This window comes from Millionella massiliensis, from assembly GCF_900104655.1.
Lineage (GTDB): Bacteria > Bacteroidota > Bacteroidia > Bacteroidales > Rikenellaceae > Rikenella > Rikenella massiliensis.
Genome location: NZ_FNWD01000002.1, coordinates 1271428 through 1286845, shown reverse-complemented (window position 1 = coordinate 1286845; position 15418 = coordinate 1271428). Strand labels below are relative to the sequence as shown.

Annotated in this window: 14 protein-coding genes; 3 read left to right on the top strand and 11 right to left on the bottom strand. The window is 60.5% G+C overall.

What is annotated here, in order from left to right; translation table 11 throughout:
• Positions 1-44: 44 nt before the first annotated feature.
• Positions 45-1505 (bottom strand): DNA recombination protein RmuC, encoded by a 1461-nt coding sequence (gene rmuC, locus BQ5379_RS05085; RefSeq protein ID WP_071134437.1) that lies wholly within the window; start codon positions 1503-1505, stop codon positions 45-47.
• Positions 1506-1652: 147 nt separating this feature from the next.
• Entirely contained in the window at positions 1653-2366 is a 714-nt protein-coding gene (locus tag BQ5379_RS05080; RefSeq protein WP_083377596.1) for a S24 family peptidase, read from the bottom strand.
• Between the two features lie 92 nt (positions 2367-2458).
• Here BQ5379_RS05080 and BQ5379_RS05075 point away from each other — a divergent pair, with 92 nt between their 5' ends.
• Both BQ5379_RS05075 and BQ5379_RS05070 read left to right on the top strand, forming a co-directional pair.
• Positions 2459-2911 (top strand): hypothetical protein, encoded by a 453-nt coding sequence (locus BQ5379_RS05075; RefSeq protein ID WP_143039393.1) that lies wholly within the window; start codon positions 2459-2461, stop codon positions 2909-2911.
• A 133-nt stretch (positions 2912-3044) separates the two neighbouring features.
• Positions 3045-4538, top strand: coding sequence for a sulfatase family protein (locus BQ5379_RS05070; RefSeq protein WP_071134435.1), 1494 nt, complete (start codon positions 3045-3047; stop codon positions 4536-4538).
• A 572-nt stretch (positions 4539-5110) separates the two neighbouring features.
• On the opposite strand, the gene hisIE is transcribed toward BQ5379_RS05070, so the two are convergent.
• The 9 genes from hisIE to BQ5379_RS05025 form a co-directional block, all read right to left on the bottom strand.
• A complete protein-coding gene (gene hisIE, locus BQ5379_RS05065) occupies positions 5111-5722 on the bottom strand; it encodes a bifunctional phosphoribosyl-AMP cyclohydrolase/phosphoribosyl-ATP diphosphatase HisIE (protein WP_071134434.1) in 612 nt (203 codons plus the stop codon).
• Positions 5723-5935: 213 nt separating this feature from the next.
• The gene (gene hisF / locus BQ5379_RS05060; RefSeq protein WP_071134433.1) at positions 5936-6694 is read right to left on the bottom strand and encodes an imidazole glycerol phosphate synthase subunit HisF; all 759 of its coding nucleotides are present in this window, start codon (positions 6692-6694) and stop codon (positions 5936-5938) included.
• The gene (gene hisA / locus BQ5379_RS05055; protein ID WP_071134432.1) at positions 6676-7407 is read right to left on the bottom strand and encodes a 1-(5-phosphoribosyl)-5-[(5-phosphoribosylamino)methylideneamino]imidazole-4-carboxamide isomerase; all 732 of its coding nucleotides are present in this window, start codon (positions 7405-7407) and stop codon (positions 6676-6678) included. Before hisA ends, hisF begins: the two co-directional genes overlap by 19 nt.
• Positions 7404-7988, bottom strand: coding sequence for an imidazole glycerol phosphate synthase subunit HisH (gene hisH / locus BQ5379_RS05050; protein WP_071134431.1), 585 nt, complete (start codon positions 7986-7988; stop codon positions 7404-7406). The genes hisA and hisH overlap by 4 nt, the downstream gene beginning before the upstream one ends.
• 262 nt (positions 7989-8250) lie before the next feature.
• Entirely contained in the window at positions 8251-9900 is a 1650-nt protein-coding gene (gene hisC, locus BQ5379_RS11395; protein WP_071134430.1) for a histidinol-phosphate transaminase, read from the bottom strand.
• Between the two features lie 226 nt (positions 9901-10126).
• Complete coding sequence (hisD, locus tag BQ5379_RS05040) at positions 10127-11413, bottom strand: histidinol dehydrogenase (RefSeq protein ID WP_071134429.1); 1287 nt, start codon at positions 11411-11413, stop codon at positions 10127-10129.
• Positions 11414-11504: 91 nt separating this feature from the next.
• On the bottom strand, positions 11505-12356 hold the full coding sequence (hisG, locus tag BQ5379_RS05035; RefSeq protein WP_071134428.1) for an ATP phosphoribosyltransferase: 852 nt from the start codon (positions 12354-12356) through the stop codon (positions 11505-11507).
• Positions 12357-12833: 477 nt separating this feature from the next.
• Complete coding sequence (locus BQ5379_RS05030; protein ID WP_071134427.1) at positions 12834-13475, bottom strand: hypothetical protein; 642 nt, start codon at positions 13473-13475, stop codon at positions 12834-12836.
• 70 nt (positions 13476-13545) lie between these two features.
• Complete coding sequence (locus BQ5379_RS05025; RefSeq protein ID WP_143039392.1) at positions 13546-14193, bottom strand: hypothetical protein; 648 nt, start codon at positions 14191-14193, stop codon at positions 13546-13548.
• A 262-nt stretch (positions 14194-14455) separates the two neighbouring features.
• Here BQ5379_RS05025 and BQ5379_RS05020 point away from each other — a divergent pair, with 262 nt between their 5' ends.
• Positions 14456-15412: a GSCFA domain-containing protein gene (locus tag BQ5379_RS05020; RefSeq protein ID WP_071134425.1), complete on the top strand. Its 957-nt coding sequence runs from the start codon at positions 14456-14458 to the stop codon at positions 15410-15412.
• The last annotated feature ends 6 nt before the right edge of the window (positions 15413-15418 follow it).

The window sequence follows — 15418 nt, the reverse complement described above, 5'->3', positions numbered from 1 at the left end:
GGCTGGAACGAGGGGAAGAATGAGAGGGGCGGTATCGGGGGCGGTTATGCGTTTTCGATGGAGGGTGCGGCCGGAGAGGTGCCGTTCTCTTGCGGATCGAGGTCGGCGTCGGCTGGATCTTCGGCGGCGGGGGCCAGCGGTGCGGGCATCTTCTTGGTGGCCTTGACGCCCAGTTTGCGCAGGTTCTCGGCGCGGCGGATGAGGTTGCCGCTGCCGTCGCGAAGCTGACCCAGTGCGGCACGGTAGGCTTTGTCGGTACGTCCCAGTGCGTCGCCCACGGCCAGGAAATTCTCGGCAAAACCGACGAACTTGTCGTACAGCGCACCGCCCTGACGGGCGATTTCGAGTGCGTTGCGGTCCTGATTGTCGCGCCGCCAGAGGTCGTCGACAATCTTGAGGATGGCGAACAGGTTGGTCGGATTGCTGAGGATCACCTTCTTGCGGTAGGCGTCGTCCCACAGCTTCGGGTCGTACTGGAGGGCGGTCAGAAAGGCGGGCTCGGTCGGGACGAACATGATGACGAAGTCGGGCGAGGCGGCGGTCAGACGCTGGTAGCTCTTGCCGGCCAGCTCGTCGATGTGTTTGCGTATCGAGGCGACGTGGGCCGCAAGGGCCGATTTGCGGGTCGCTTCGTCGCCCAGGTCGGAGGCTTCGGTGTACTGGGCGTAGGCGGTGAGCGACACCTTCGAGTCGATGATCATCTGCTTGTTGCCGGGTAGGTTGAGTACCACGTCGGGGCGGACGTGGTTCCCCTCTTCGGTGCGGAAATCCTCCTGAACGTGGAAGTGGATGCCGCGTTTCAGACCCGAACTCTCGAGCAGCGTCTCGAGGATCATCTCGCCCCAGTCACCCTGTGTCTTACTGTTGCCGCGCAGGGCGGTGGCCAGGTTGTTGGCCTCGCGGCTCACCTGGTTGCTCATCTCGTGGAGCCGTTTGATCTCGGCTTCGAGCACTTTGCGCTCGGCGGCCTCCTGTTCAATTCGCTGGCGGAACCGTTCGATGTTCTCGCCCAGCGGACGGAGCAGCTCGCCGATGTTCTTTTGGTTGGTGTCGGTGAAGCGGCGGGTCTTTTCCTCCAGAATGTCGTTGGCCAGGTTGCGGAAGTGGTCGGCAAACTGTTTTTGCAGCTTCTCCCGCTCGGCGGTCTGGGTCTCGAAACGTTCCGACCAGATGCGGATTTCGGCCTGTGCCGCTGCCAGACGCTGTTCGGCCTGGGCCTGTGCGGCGGCCATCCGTTTGTCGGATTCGGCCTGCTGGGCGGCCAGTTGGCGGGCGGTCTCGGCCAGGGCTACGGCTCGCTCGCGCTCGGCTGCCGCACGCTGTTCGATGAGTTGCGACTCGGTTTGGCGGAGGGTCTCCTGCAGCTCTTCCCTTTCGATGCGCAGGGCGGCCGACTCATCGGCACTTTGCTGGGCGGCGGCACGTTCGGCGCGGTAGCGTACCCACAGGGCGGCGACGGCGGCTACGAGCAGGAGCAGGATGATGAGAATCAGAATATTGTTCATGGTGTGTGGCTTGGTATTAGGTTGTGGTGGGTGATCGGTTGGGCTGACGCACGGAGGGGGCGTTCGTATTCCGGAGGGGTTGTCCTTGTCCCGGGCGGCTCGTCCATGGTGCGGGCGGCGGAGCATGCTGGCTGGGGGGCGGGGACGTTAACCCATGGTGTTGAAGCGGATCGAGGCTTTGACCATGGCCAGCGCGCGGATCGAAGCGATGGGGATCTCCTTGGGGGCGTGGTGGGGGTTGTGGCTCACCAGCAGCACCCGGTCGGGATGCTCTTCGACCTTCTTGATGAACTTGACGGTGATGAACTCTTCGCCTTCGTAGTTGAACGAGATGAGGTACATCTCGCCCCAGATGATGTTGTAGTAGTCCTGGATCTGTTTATACATCACGATGTCGCCGGCCTTGAGCAGCGGGTACATCGAGTCGCCGCGCACGTACACGGCGCCGTCGCAGCGCGGCAGGTCGGGAATCGAGATGTAGTCGATCGGGGTATTCTGGTTGGTGAAGATCGGAACCAGACCGGCCACCGCCTCGAAGTCGTAGAGCGGTACGCGCTGCCGTTCGATGGGGGTGTCGATCCGGCGGCCGGGGGTGGGGGTGATGACCGGGGTGCGGTTGCGCTCGCTGCGCAGCATGTCGCCTTCGCCGCTGAGCAGCCACCCTTTGTCGATCTCCGGGAAGGCCATCACGATCCGGTCGGCCAGTTTGTCGGATATGCCGTTGCGGCCGCGCTGGATGTGGTAGATCGAGTCGGGATAGCGCAAGCCGATCCGCAGGGCGAAGTTCTTGCCGTTCAGGTGGGTGTAGTCGAGCAGGGCGGCGATGCGCTGGGCGTCGGTCTGGGGCTGGATTTTGTGCATAGCCTTGGCGTAATATGTTTCGGTAACGATATTTTGCTAATACAAAATGTATTAATTTTGCAGCATATATAATTACAAAGGTATTATAAATTATGAAAAATCAAAACTTAAAATGGTGGCTGTTATTGGCCGTGGCTACCGGCTGCGGGGTGACGGCCTGTACGCGGACGATTTATGAACCGGTGGTGCGGTCCGAACGGGTGGTCGATACGGTGGTGTGTACGGCGCCCGATAGTGCGGTGCTGCGGGCGCTGTTCGAATGCGACTCGCTGGGGAACGTCCGACTGGCCGAGCTGCACGACGCGAAGGGACGCATGGCCGAGATGGAGACCCGTCTGGAGGAGGGCGAGTTGCAGGTGGTGACGCGCTGGCAGACCCGCTATGTGGATCGTGTGCGCGAGGTGCACGACACGGTGACGGTGGTCGATGTGCAGACGGTAGTCGAACGGGAACGCTACGTGCCGCGCTTCTTCTGGTGGTGTTTCTGGGTGGCGCTGGCGGCTGTCGGAGTTGGTATCTGGCGGGTGGTGCGTCGCTTCCTGTAGTGCGACGGTCGGCCAGGAGGTGGCGCGAACCGTCGGTTTTTTCGGGCGGAATCGGTCAAAAAAGGGGATGGAATATAACACCCTTTTTGTAAATTTGTCGGCAGACTAACCCCAATACTTATACTTTTTCGGTATGGATAAAAAAACTCTCCTCTCTCTCTCGGCATTGGCACTGACCGGCACCGGAGCACTGGCCCAGCAGCGCATGAACGTGTTGTTCATCCTTACGGACGACCTGCAGAGCAAGTCGATCCATGCGTTGGGTTGCGCCGATGTCCACACTCCCAATATCGACTACATCTTCAGCCAGGGAACGGCTTTCACCAACTGCTACACGAATGGGGCCATCGGCGGGGCGCTTTCGATGCCGAGCCGCGCGATGATCATGACCGGCCGCGGCATGTTCGACATCGCCCGTGACGGATGGGTCATCTCGCCGCGCCACACGATGCTCCCCGAGCAGTTGCGCTCGCTGGGTTATCGCACCTTCGAGACCGGCAAGTGGCACTCCGATTACGAGGCTTTCAACCGGGCCTTCTCCGAGGGCGAGAATATCTTTTTCGGCGGGATGCACCCCTACGAGACGGGCGGGCACACGATGCCGCTCCTGATGCACTACGACCCCAAGGGGGACTACAAAAACCAGAAACCGTTCGTGGGCGACAAGTTCTCGTCGGAGATGTATGCCGACGCGGCGGTCGAGTTCCTGCAGAAGTCGGCCGGCGATACGACGCCGTTTTTCGCTTATGTGGCCTTCACTTCGCCCCACGACCCGCGCAACCGTCATCCGGAGTATGGCCGTACGTATGATCCCGATACGATTGCGCTGCCCGTTAACTATCGTCCCCGCCATGCGTTTGACAACGGCGAGCTGACGGTTCGCGACGAGGTGGTGATTCCGGCTCCGCGCTCGAAGGAGACGGTGCGGAAGGAGCTGGCCGACTATTACGGCATGATCAACGAGGTCGACACCCAGATCGGACGGGTGATCGAGGCGCTCCGCGAGAGCGGCAAACTGGAGAATACGATCGTGGTCTTTGCCGGCGACAACGGGCTGGCGATGGGGCAGCACGGGCTGATGGGCAAACAGAGCCTCTACGACCACAGCGTCAAGGTGCCGCTGGTAGTGTGGGCGCCGGGCGTGCCCAAGGGGGTGCGCAACGACGGCCTGTGCTACCTGTATGACATCAATCCGACGCTGTCCGACCTGCTGGGGATCGCTCCGGCCGAGTCGGTGACGGGACGTTCGCTCGCGCCGGCATTCCGCAAGGAGGGACGCGGCCAAACGCAGCGCAATCGCTTGTGGCTGGCCTATTCGAGCATCCACCGCGCGCTGGTGATGGATGGTCTGAAGTACATCATCTATAATGTGAACGGAACGATCACCGAACAGCTGTTCGACCTGCAGAACGACCCGTGGGAGATGACCAACCTGTTGGCAGGAACTCCCTCCAAAAAGGCGTTGAAACTGGCCGAAAAGTATCGCAAGATGCTGAACGAGGAGATGCGTCAGGCCAACGACTTCTGCGACCTGGATCGTCCGGAAGGCGACCACTGGTCGTGGTGGGAGAAGAATGAGAAGATCTCCTGGACCGACGGTGTCAATATGTACATGTTCGACAAATAGCGCGGTCTCCCGAATGATTGAACTGTTGAACCACAAACCATGAAGGGCAGCTCTGAAACAATAGAGCTTCGAGTTGTTGATCAGAGACAGTGGCCCTGCGAATTGCGAAGCTGAACAGTTGAATCACAAACTGTTGATCCGGGGACCGTTGAATCGCGAGTTGCCGGCCAGAAACAGCGGAACCGCGAACTACGGAACCGGAACAGCTGAGTCACGAATTGTGGGTTGAGGCGACGAATGACTAAACTGATGATCAGGAAATAGTGGCACAGTGAATCACGGGCTGAACTGTTGAATCACGACCGCTTACCTGAACAACTGTACCTCGAGGTGCTGGCTGGGAACAGTTCAACCATGAACCGCAGATCCGTCTGATCTGTGCAGACCGTCGGTCATGAGACGGGGACAGTCTGCTGCTGTTGCTGTTCTATGCGTTTCTCCTGGTTTATCTCGGCCGGGGGAAAAGAGGCCGGGTAAGGCTAGAAAAATGCGAAAAATGCGGAACGCCCGCGACAAACCAATCGGTTTTGTCGCGGGCGCTCTCGTTTGTATTGTGGTATGATCGGGGCAGGCTATTTGTGGCGGCGGGCCAGCTCTTTTTCGAGATCGGCCAGCGTCAGTCCGTTCGCTTCGAGCAGTACTAGCAGGTGGTAAACCAGGTCGGAGGCTTCATAGATCAGGTCAGGTTTGTTCTGTGCAACGGCTTCGATCACGGTTTCGACCGCCTCTTCACCCACTTTCTGGGCGATTTTGTTCACCCCGCGCTGGAAGAGTTTGGTGGTGTAGGAGTCGGCGGGCATGTCGCGGTGGCGTTGTTGGATCACGGTCTGCAGGTAGCGGATGAACCCTTCGGTTTCGTGGGGCGTTTCGGTGAAGCAGCTGGCGTTGCCGGTGTGGCAGACGGGGCCGGTGGGGATCACGCGGATCAGCAGCGTGTCGGCGTCACAGTCCATCGCCACCGAGACGATGTTCAGAAAGTTACCGCTCGTCTCGCCTTTGGTCCAGAGGCGTTTCTTGGTCCGGCTGTAGAAGGTGACGCGCCCTTCGGCCATGCTCTTTTCGTAGGCCTCGCGGTTCATGTAGCCCAGCATCAGCACTTGCAGCGTGCGGTCGTCCTGGATGACGGCGGGCAGCAGACCGTCGCCGTTTTTCGTAAAGTCGAGTTTTTCAATCTCCGGTTTCATGGTATTTTGGTTTTTAGTTCTATTTGTCGGGTTGTCTGATGGTGCTCCTCCCCTTTGGACAGGGCGGGCGAGCAGCGGAGGCTCCGGTTGCAGATGGCCGATCTCCTGCCGGGCCGGTTTATTCCCATCGTTGGGGTAGTCTTAGTGCGCGCTGCGTGCCATAAGCCGGTGCCGGGTGGCCTTCATTCCGCACCCGTTGCCGCTCCTCCGGGGCTATATCCGGACGGGGATGCCGCGTTCGTCGAGCGCTTTCTTGAGCACGGGGATGGGGATCTCGCCGTAGTGGAAGATCGAGGCGGCCAGTGCGGCGTCGGCTCGTCCCTGGGTCAGCACGTCGGCGATGTGGTCGATCGTACCGGCGCCGCCCGAGGCGATTACGGGGATCGATAGCATGTCGGCCAGCTCGGCGAAGGTGTCGCACGGGTAACCGTTCTTCGTGCCGTCGTGGTTCATCGAGGTGAAGAGGATCTCGCCGGCACCGCGTTCCTGAGCCTCGCGGGCCCAGCTGAAGAGCTCCTTCTCGGTGGGGGTGCGGCCGCCGTGGGTGGTCACCACCCAACGCCCGCTGTCGTTCATCCGGGCGTCGATCGCCACGACGATGAACTGGCTGCCGTAGCGGCCGGCGATTTCGTCGATCAGTGCCGGGTTACGGACGGCGGCGCTGTTGACGGTCACCTTGTCGGCCCCGGCCAGCAGCAGCGCTCCGGCGTCGTCGGCAGTCGAGATGCCGCCGCCCACGGTGAACGGGATGTCGATCTCGCGGGCGATCCGGCTGACCAGCTCGGCGAAGGTCTTGCGTCCTTCGAAGGTGGCGCTGATGTCGAGGTAGACCAGCTCGTCGGCCCCCTCGTCGGCATATTTCCGTCCGAGCTCCACGGGGTCGCCGACGTTGCGCAGCCCCATGAAGTTGATGCCTTTGACGGTCTGTCCGTCCTTGATGTCGAGGCAGGGGATTATTCGTTTTGCAAGCATTGTTCCAGGTCTTTTAGCGTGATGCGTCCCTCGTAGATGGCTTTGCCCACAATGACGCTGCGCAGCCCCATGCGGTCCAGCTGCCGCAGGTCGTCCATCGACGAGATGCCACCGCTGACGGTGATGTCGATGGCCGGGAAGTCGCGCTGGAGGGTGGCGTAGAGGTCGAAGTTGGGGCCGCCGAGCATCCCGTCGCGCGAGATGTCGGTGCAGATGGTTTGGCGCAGGCCGTGGACGGCAAAACGGCCGATGATGGTCTGCACGTCGGTTTGGGACGACTCCTGCCATCCGTTGATGGCCACGCGGCCGGCTTTGGTGTCGGCCCCCAGGATGATGTGGTCGGGGCCGTAGGCTGCCAGCCACCGTTCGAACTCTTCGGGGGCGGTGATGGCGATGCTGCCGCAGATGGCGCGGTTGGCTCCGGCCTCCAGGACGGTCTTCAGCGCATCGTCGCTCTTGATGCCGCCGCCGTACTGGATGTCGAGGCGGGTCGAGGTGGCTATCTTGCGCAGGGTGTCGAGGTTGCGGGGTGCGGCGGCTTTGGCGCCGTCGAGATCGACCACGTGCAGGCGGCGGATGCCGATCGCTTCGTAGCTGCGGGCGATTTCGACGGGGTCGGAGGAGTATACGGTCCGTTGGGCATAGTCGCCCTGGGTCAGCCGGACACACTGGCCGCCGATAATGTCGATGGCGGGAATGATTTCTATGTTCATAACGACAGGAAGTTGGCTAAAATCCGGCTGCCGGTGGAGCCGCTTTTTTCGGGGTGGAACTGACAGCCGAAGTAGTTGTCGCGGCAGAGCGAACCGCTGAAGCGGATGCCGTAGTCGGTGGCGGCGGCGGTGCAGTCGTTGATCTCGGCGGCGTAGGAGTGGACGTAGTAGACGTATTCGCCTTCCCGGATGCCGTCGTAGAGTGGGGAGCGCAGGTCGTGGATCGAGTTCCAGCCCACGTGGGGAACTTTCAGACCGGGCAGGGCGGGAAAGCGGCGCACGTGGTTGGGGAAGATGCCGAGACAGGGGGTGTCGCCCTCTTCGCTGTGGGTGCAGAGCAGTTGCATGCCGAGGCAGATGCCGAGCACCGGGCAGCTCAGACTGCGCAGGGTCTCGATCAGCCCTTTGTCGCGAAGCTGTTGCATGGCGGTGGCGGCTTCACCGACACCGGGAAGCAGGACGCGTTCGGCGCTCCGGATGGCCGCAGGGTCGGCCGTGAGGGTGTAGGTCGCCCCCAGACGATCCAGCGCGTTGGTGATCGATCGCAGGTTGCCGGTGCCGTAGTCGATGATGGTTACCATATGGGGTGTTGTCTTTTCTTTACTGTTGGTGCGGGTGCCGGGTGGTGTGGTGTTGTCCCGGGCGGTTCGGTGCCGTATCTGGCGGCGAGGGATACCGGGTGTGGGCGGGCCTTCTTGCGGGAGGACCTCTTGTAGACGGTGTCAGAACCGGTGTGCGAATCTTTTCCCTCTTTTGTTATCCCGGGTCGTAGGTCTCGGACGACGACCGTGCGAGGTGCGCTCGGTTCGAAACGTGATCCGGGAGCGGGCATCACAGCCTTTGTTATAACAGTCCTTTCGAGCTGGGCAGGTCGAAGTCGAGTGTCTGGCGTTCGACGGCCATGCGCAGGGCACGGGCGAAGGCCTTGAAGACCCCCTCGATCATGTGGTGCTCGTTGCGTCCGCGGGCGGCGATGTGCAGGTTGCAACGTGCGGCCTGGGCGAAACTGTCGAAGAAGTGTTCGAACATCTCGGTCGGTACGTCGCCGATCCGTTCCCGTTTCAGTTCCACGTCCCAGCGGGTGGCGATGCGTCCGCCGAAGTCGAGCAGCACCAGCGCCCGGCTCTCGTCCATCGGCAGGGCGAATCCGTAGCGGCCGATGCCTCGTTTGTCGCCGAGGGCCAGCCGGAATGCTTCGCCCAGCACCAGGGCGGTGTCTTCGATGGTGTGGTGCTCGTCCACCTGCAGGTCGCCGGTGGCGGTGAGCCGCAGCGAGAATTTGCCGTGGTGTACGATCTGGTCCAGCATGTGGTCGAAGAAGCCCAGTCCGGTCGAAATCTGCGACGGGGCGGCGTTATCTAGGTCCAAAGTTACGGAAATGTCGGTCTCGCGGCTCTTGCGGGTGACGGTCACGCAGCGTTCACCGCCTCCGACCGGCAGGGTCGAACGGTCGAACGGCTGGTCGGGGTTTTGCAGGGCGTCGATCAGGGCTGCGTTCTCTTCCGGGGTGCCGACCGTCAGCCGCAGGCACCCTTCGCAGCCGGCAATGCGGGAGCGGTCGCGGACGATGATGCCTCGTTCGATCAGGTGGTTGTATATTTTTCGCGGTTCGTCGACCTTCACCAGCACGAAGTTGGCGTCGGACGGGAAGACGCGGCGGATCAGGGGGATCTGTTCCAGTGCGGCGACCAGTTTCCGACGCTGGTCGATCAGCGTGGCGATCTGTTCGCGCCGGATGGCTTCGCGTTCGAGTTCGCGCAGCACGAGCCGTTCGGTAATGACGTTGACCGAGTAGGGGTATTTGATGCGTTCCATGGCGGCCACGATTTCGGGCCCGGCAAAGGCGAATCCGATGCGGATGCCGGCCATGCCCCACGCTTTCGAGAGGGTCTGCAGTACTACCAGGTTCGGAAATTCCGACAGGTGGGGTAGGAAGCCTTCGTGGTCGGCGAAGTCGATGTAGGCTTCGTCCAGCACGACGATACCGCCGAAGTTGCGGATCGTCTTTTCGACCTCCTCCGGGTCGAGCAGATTGCCCGACGGGTTGTTGGGCGAGCAGAGGAAGAGCAGCTTGGTGCGGGGGGTGGCGTGGGCCAGCAGGGCGTCGGCACTGAGCCGGAAGTCGGCGTCGAGGGGTACCTCGGTCAGCCGGATGTCGTTGGTGGCGGCGGCGACGCGGTACATGCCGTAGCTGGGCGCGATCGAGAGGGCTTCGTCCTGGCGGGGCTCGCAGAAGACGCGGAACAGCAGGTCGATGGGTTCGTCACTGCCGTTGCCCCCGACGAAGATCTGCTCAGCGGGAATGCCGCGCATGGCCGATACCTTGGCCCGGATCCGTTTGTTGTGGGGGTCGGGATAACGGTTGAAACCGTTGTCGAAGGGATTTTCGTTGGCGTCGAGGTAGATGCCCAGGTCGCCTTCGTATTCGTCGCGGGCCGTGGAGTAGGGGGCCATCTGACGGATATTTTCGCGCAGGAGCGATGTGATGTCCATAGAGTCTGTGGGGTTATGGTTCGGTTTGGGTGGGGTCAGTGCGGTGCGAGGCCGGTCTGAACGGTTTGTGAGGGGCGAGGACCGCGATCCGGGGTCGGTTGTTACGGGGTATCTTGGCCGACTGACGCTGGCTTTGTCATTGGCTGACGCTGGCTCTGTCGTTGGCTCTGATGTTGGCTCAGACGCTGAGGTCGCTTTGCCCGCAACGGCGCCCTTCCGGGTAGGGTTATTGCAACTCGCCGAGGCGGACGGTCACGGCGTTGCGGTGGGCGTCGAGTCCTTCGGCGGTGGCCATGCTGGTGACGGTCTGTGCGATGGCCTTCAGCCCTTCGGCGGAGAGCCGTTGCAGGGTAATCTTCTTGCAGAAGCTGTCGAGGTTCACGCCGCTGTAGGCCGTCGCCCAGCCGCTCGTGGGGAGGGTGTGGTTGGTGCCCGAGGCGTAATCGCCCACGCTCTCCGGCGAGTAGTGCCCCAGGAAGATGCTGCCGGCATTTTCGATCTGTTCGGCGATCGCTTCGGGATCGGCCGTCTCGACGATCAGGTGTTCGGCGGCATACAGGTTGGCCATCTCGATCATCTCTGCCGTGCTCCGCACGACGATGATGCGGCTTTCGGTCAGTGCGCGGGTGGCGATTTCGGCACGTCCCAGTTGGCGGAGTTGCCGTTCTACCTCACTTTCGACGGCGGCGGCCAGCGTGGCGGAAGTGGTTACCAGCAGGGCCTGGCTGTCGGGGCCGTGTTCGGCCTGCGAGAGGAGGTCGGCGGCAACGAACGGTGCGCGGGCCGTGTCGTCGGCCAGCACCATCACCTCCGAGGGGCCGGCGGGCATGTCGATGGCCACGGCGCTCAGACCGAGGAGCTGTTTGGCGGTGGTGACGTAGCGGTTGCCGGGGCCGAAAATCTTGTTGACGCGCGGAATTTCGGTGGTGCCGAAGGCCATGGCGGCCACGGCCTGTGCGCCGCCGACTTTGTAGATGCGGGTGACGCCGCAGAGTTGTGCGGTCCAGAGGATTTCGGGGGCGACGCTACCGTCGCGTTGCGGCGGTGTGCAGAGAATCACCTCCTTGCAGCCGGCGATACGGGCCGGTACGGCCAGCATCAGCACGGTGGAGAAGAGCGGAGCACTGCCGCCGGGGATGTAGAGCCCCACGCGGTGGATCGGCACGCTGCGCTGCTGGCAGGCAACGCCGGGCATGGTTTCGACGCGGATCGGTTCCATCTTTTGGGCGGCGTGGAACGCGGCGACGTTCTCCTGTGCCTGCCGGATGGCGGCTTTCAACGATTCGGCGAGCCGGGTGTCGGCTGCGGCGATCTCGGCGTCGGTGACGGCCAGTTGGTCGAGCCGCACGCCGTCGATCTCCTCGGCCAGTTCGCGCAGGGCCCGGTCGCCGTCGGTGCGCACGCGATCGATGATCCGTTCGACGCGTTCGCGTATCGTGGCGTTTTCTTGTTGCAACGGTCGCGACAGGAGGCTGTCCCATTGGTCGCGGGCCGGTTCGGTATAGATTTTCATGGTCTCGAATGCTTGATGTGGGGCGGAGCCAGACGGTCTGTTTCTGAAGAAAGAGGGGCTGCCTGTCCCCGCGGGTTGCGTGAGCGGGGCGTTAGAGAATCATTTTCTCCAGGGCCAGTACCAGGATGTCTTCCGCGCCGATGGCCTTGAGTTGTTCGATCTTCTGCCAGAGGACCTGTTCGTCGACTACGGCGTGCATCGAACTCCAGCCGGCTTCGGCCAGGGGCAGAATCGTGGGGCTCTTGACGCCGGGCAGGATGGCGGCGGCTTCGGGGATGCGTTCGGTCGGGATGTTCATCAGGATGTATTTCTTGCCGCGGCTGCGTTCCACCGACTCGATGCGGAAGAGCAGCTGGTCGAGCAGGGCCTGTTTTTCGGCGTCCAGTCCGGGGGTGGCGATCAGCACGGCTTCGGAGTGCATGGCGGTTTCGACCTCTTTCAGCCCGTTGGAGACGAGGGTTCCGCCGCTGCTGACGATGTCGAAGATGGCGTCGGCGAGTCCGACGGCCGGGGCGATTTCGACCGATCCGGCGATCTCTTCAATTTCGGCTTCGACCCCCTTCTCGGCCAGGAATTTGCGCAGGATCACGGGGTACGAGGTGGCGATCCGTTTGCCGGCGAAGTAGGTGGTGTCGGTGTAGGCTTCGGCTTTGGGGATGGCCAGCGACAGGCGGCACTTGCCGAATCCGAGACGGTGTACGATTTCGGCACGGCACTGACGCTCTTCGTATTCGTTGAGGCCGACGATCCCGATGTCGGCCACGCCGCGTTCGACGGTGTTGGGAATGTCGTCGTCGCGCAGGTAGAGGACCTCGATGGGGAAGTCGTCCGACCGCGAGAGCAGTTTGCGTTTGCTGGGTTCGATGCCGATGCCGGCTTCGGCGAGCAGCGCGAGGCTGTCTTCGTTGAGCCGTCCTTTGGATTGGAGTGCGATGCGTATCATGGGTATATTGAGTTTTTTGTTTTTTCGGTTGTATGGTCGTTGTTTCCGGGTCGGTGTCGTCTGCGGTGGGGCTGCCGGGCGCCGCATCCGGGAGGGTATGTACCGAAAAAGCCTGCTCCCGAATGTGGGGAAGCAGGCTTTTTGACGTTATGGCGTTTCTGATCGTGAAATACCCTATTCCGTAACGGCAACGAGCGAACTCCCCTCATCGGTGCGATGGTGGTGATGGCCGTGATGGATATGGTTGTTCAGAATCATGTCTCGGGCGGATTGACCTCGGCAAATGTAGGAATTATTTTTGGGTTTCCAAATTGCGAGAGGGTTTTTCCGGTCAAATTTTTCTCCAGACGGGCCACGCTCAACACGCGACGGACTGCGGAATCGGGAAAGCCCGTTTCCTCTCCCCCGGCTGGTATCTTCTGTCCGCGTCCAACGGATCAGGCTTTGTTGGGGTGTCGTTCGCTGTCGGAGTGTGGGTTACTCCGCAAGCATTGCGACGAAATAGCTCACCGTGCCGGAGTAGGCGTCCGGTTTTGGTAAACGTTCAATCGCAACGTAGGGATTTTCTATACCGAGTGTGCCGAGGTATACGAATGTTCCCGGAAATTGCTGTTTGAACGCTTTTTGGTGTCGGTCCCATGGCGATATGACGTTAAAGTATGTTATCGGGGAGCGATACGGGTGTTCATAGGCGCGTGATGCCACGAGCGTTGTGTCTCCCAAATGGCAGTATGCCACTTCGAATGCGAGCATCAGCGAGGTGTCTTTCCCGGAGAGAGCCGGCATTGCTTCGTTCGGAACGCGGAGTTCTTTCGTGGCTTCTGCAAAAGCCGGGGCCACATAGGATCCGAAGTGGTTTGCGTTGACGCGGGTGAGTTTTTCCTTGACGCGCCCTTTACGGTCGACAGTCACATGGAGATAGACTTCGGCCGGTTCGTCGTCGGGCAGCGAGAGGGCAAAGGTTGTGTCACGTGTGGAGAATAGCAGCGGCATTTGCACACGTTCTTTAATGCTGCTGGTCAGCATTTTTTCCAAATCAGTCGTTTGGCTGTGTGCAGGGATGGCCGAAAGCAGCATGGCGCATCCGAGTGCCGAGATGAAAAGTGCTTGCGGTTTCATGACTGTCGGATTTAATGATTGAACTGCATAAGTGGTGCGATTTGATTGCACCACTTATGCAGTATTTCCCCTACTCTTTAAAGAATGCCAAGTAGTACCAAATAGGAGTTGCGATGTCGCGGTATCTTGGATCAATGGCGCGTTCTGCACTTGCGATGGTTAGGAACGTCGAGTGTTTTTCGATGTCGGAAATCGTCATGGGTATGAATATCTCTTTCCCTGGGTATACACGTTTAGGATAGTCGGCGGTATTGAGTAGTTTGAGTCGTTTGTTTAGTTCTTCTACTGCGTTCGGCTGTGCTGCGCTGACTGTATCCAGCATGCATTGATACTCAAGCGAAAAGGTGAGTAACAGAGAGGTGTCTTTCCCGGCGAGTGCAGGCATTGTTTCGTTCGGAACGCGGAGTTCTTTCGTGGCGTCGGCAAATGTCGGGGCCACATAGGCTCCGAGGTGATTTGCGTTGACGCGGGTGAGTTTTTCCTTGACGCGCCCTTTACGGTCGACAGTCACATGGAGATAGACTTCGGCCGGTTCGTCGTCGGGCAGCGAGAGGGCAAAGGTTGTGTCACGTGTGGAGAATAGCAGCGGCATTTGCACACGTTCTTTAATGCTGCTGGTCAGTATTTTTTCCAAATTAGTCGTTTGGCTGTGTGCGGGGATGGCCGAAAGCAGCATGGCGCATCCCAATGCCGAGATGAAAAGTGCTTGCGGTTTCATGGCAAAAAAGATTTAAAAATTAATACATGAAAACCCGTGTAAAACAAAAAGAAGTAATTGGGGATAATTTGCTGAGTGGTTGTGGTGTTAGTGTGTGCAATATATTGAAAAAATATTAAACTTACAAGGGTAAAATTAAAAATATCAACTAATCTGTGCGGTTTTTGGAATCCGGCCGGATTAACTACCTTTGGAGGGGTTCCGTCGGGGTAGTTGTGACGGCGGGAGGGGCGGAACCGTGGTTGATTTGTGAAATGTAATCATGGAATTCAGAATACCTGTCGAAATAGCGGATCCGCCGTTTCGGATCGGCGTGTCGAACCGCGGAGTCGTGCTCGGCTCCTGCTTTGCCGAGCATGTCGGCGGCTGGCTCCGGGCCGGGAAAATGCCTGTTTGTGTCAATCCGTTCGGGGTGCTTTATAACCCGGCCAGTATTGCACAGGCGTGGTTGCGTCTCGAGGCGGGGCCCGCTTTTGCCGATGACGAACTGGTGGAACACAACGGATTGTGGCACAGCTTCCTGCATCACGGCGATTTTTCGGGACCGGACCGGGAGACGGTGCTCCGGCGCATCCGCACGGCGTGGGAAAGCGGAGCCGAAGCGTTGCGCAAGGCCGACTACCTGATGCTCACGCTCGGTACGGCATGGGTCTACGAACGGGAGGGGCAGGTGGTGGCCAACTGCCACAAACTGTCTGCAAAAACCTTCGTGCGGCGGCGGCTGACGGTGGACGAGATGGTCGGTTTGCTGGCCGAACGTATCGCTTCACGACCCGAGCTGCGGGTGATTCTGACGGTCAGCCCCGTGATCCACCGCGGCGACGGGCTGGTCGAAAACCAGCTCAGCAAGGCCTCGTTGATTGTGGCGGCCCACTCTCTGGCGGAGCGTTTCCCTGAGCGGGTCTTCTATTTCCCGAGCTACGAGATCGTCACCTCCGAATTGCGGGACTATCGGTTCTATGCCGAGGACATGTGTCACCCCTCGCCGCTGGCCGTAGCCTGTGTGCGGGAACGCTTTGCCGCGACGCTGCTCGAACCCGAAGCCGTGGAGTTGATGCGGGCGGCGGGCGATTTGCGCCGTGCGATGGAACACCGACCCCTGCACCCCGATTCGCCGGAGTATGAACGTTTCCGGGCGAAGATGCGACAAAGGGCGCTGACGCTGCAAGAACGCTATAAAAACGTCGATTTCGCAGAGGAACTGCAATTTTTTGGCTAAATTTGT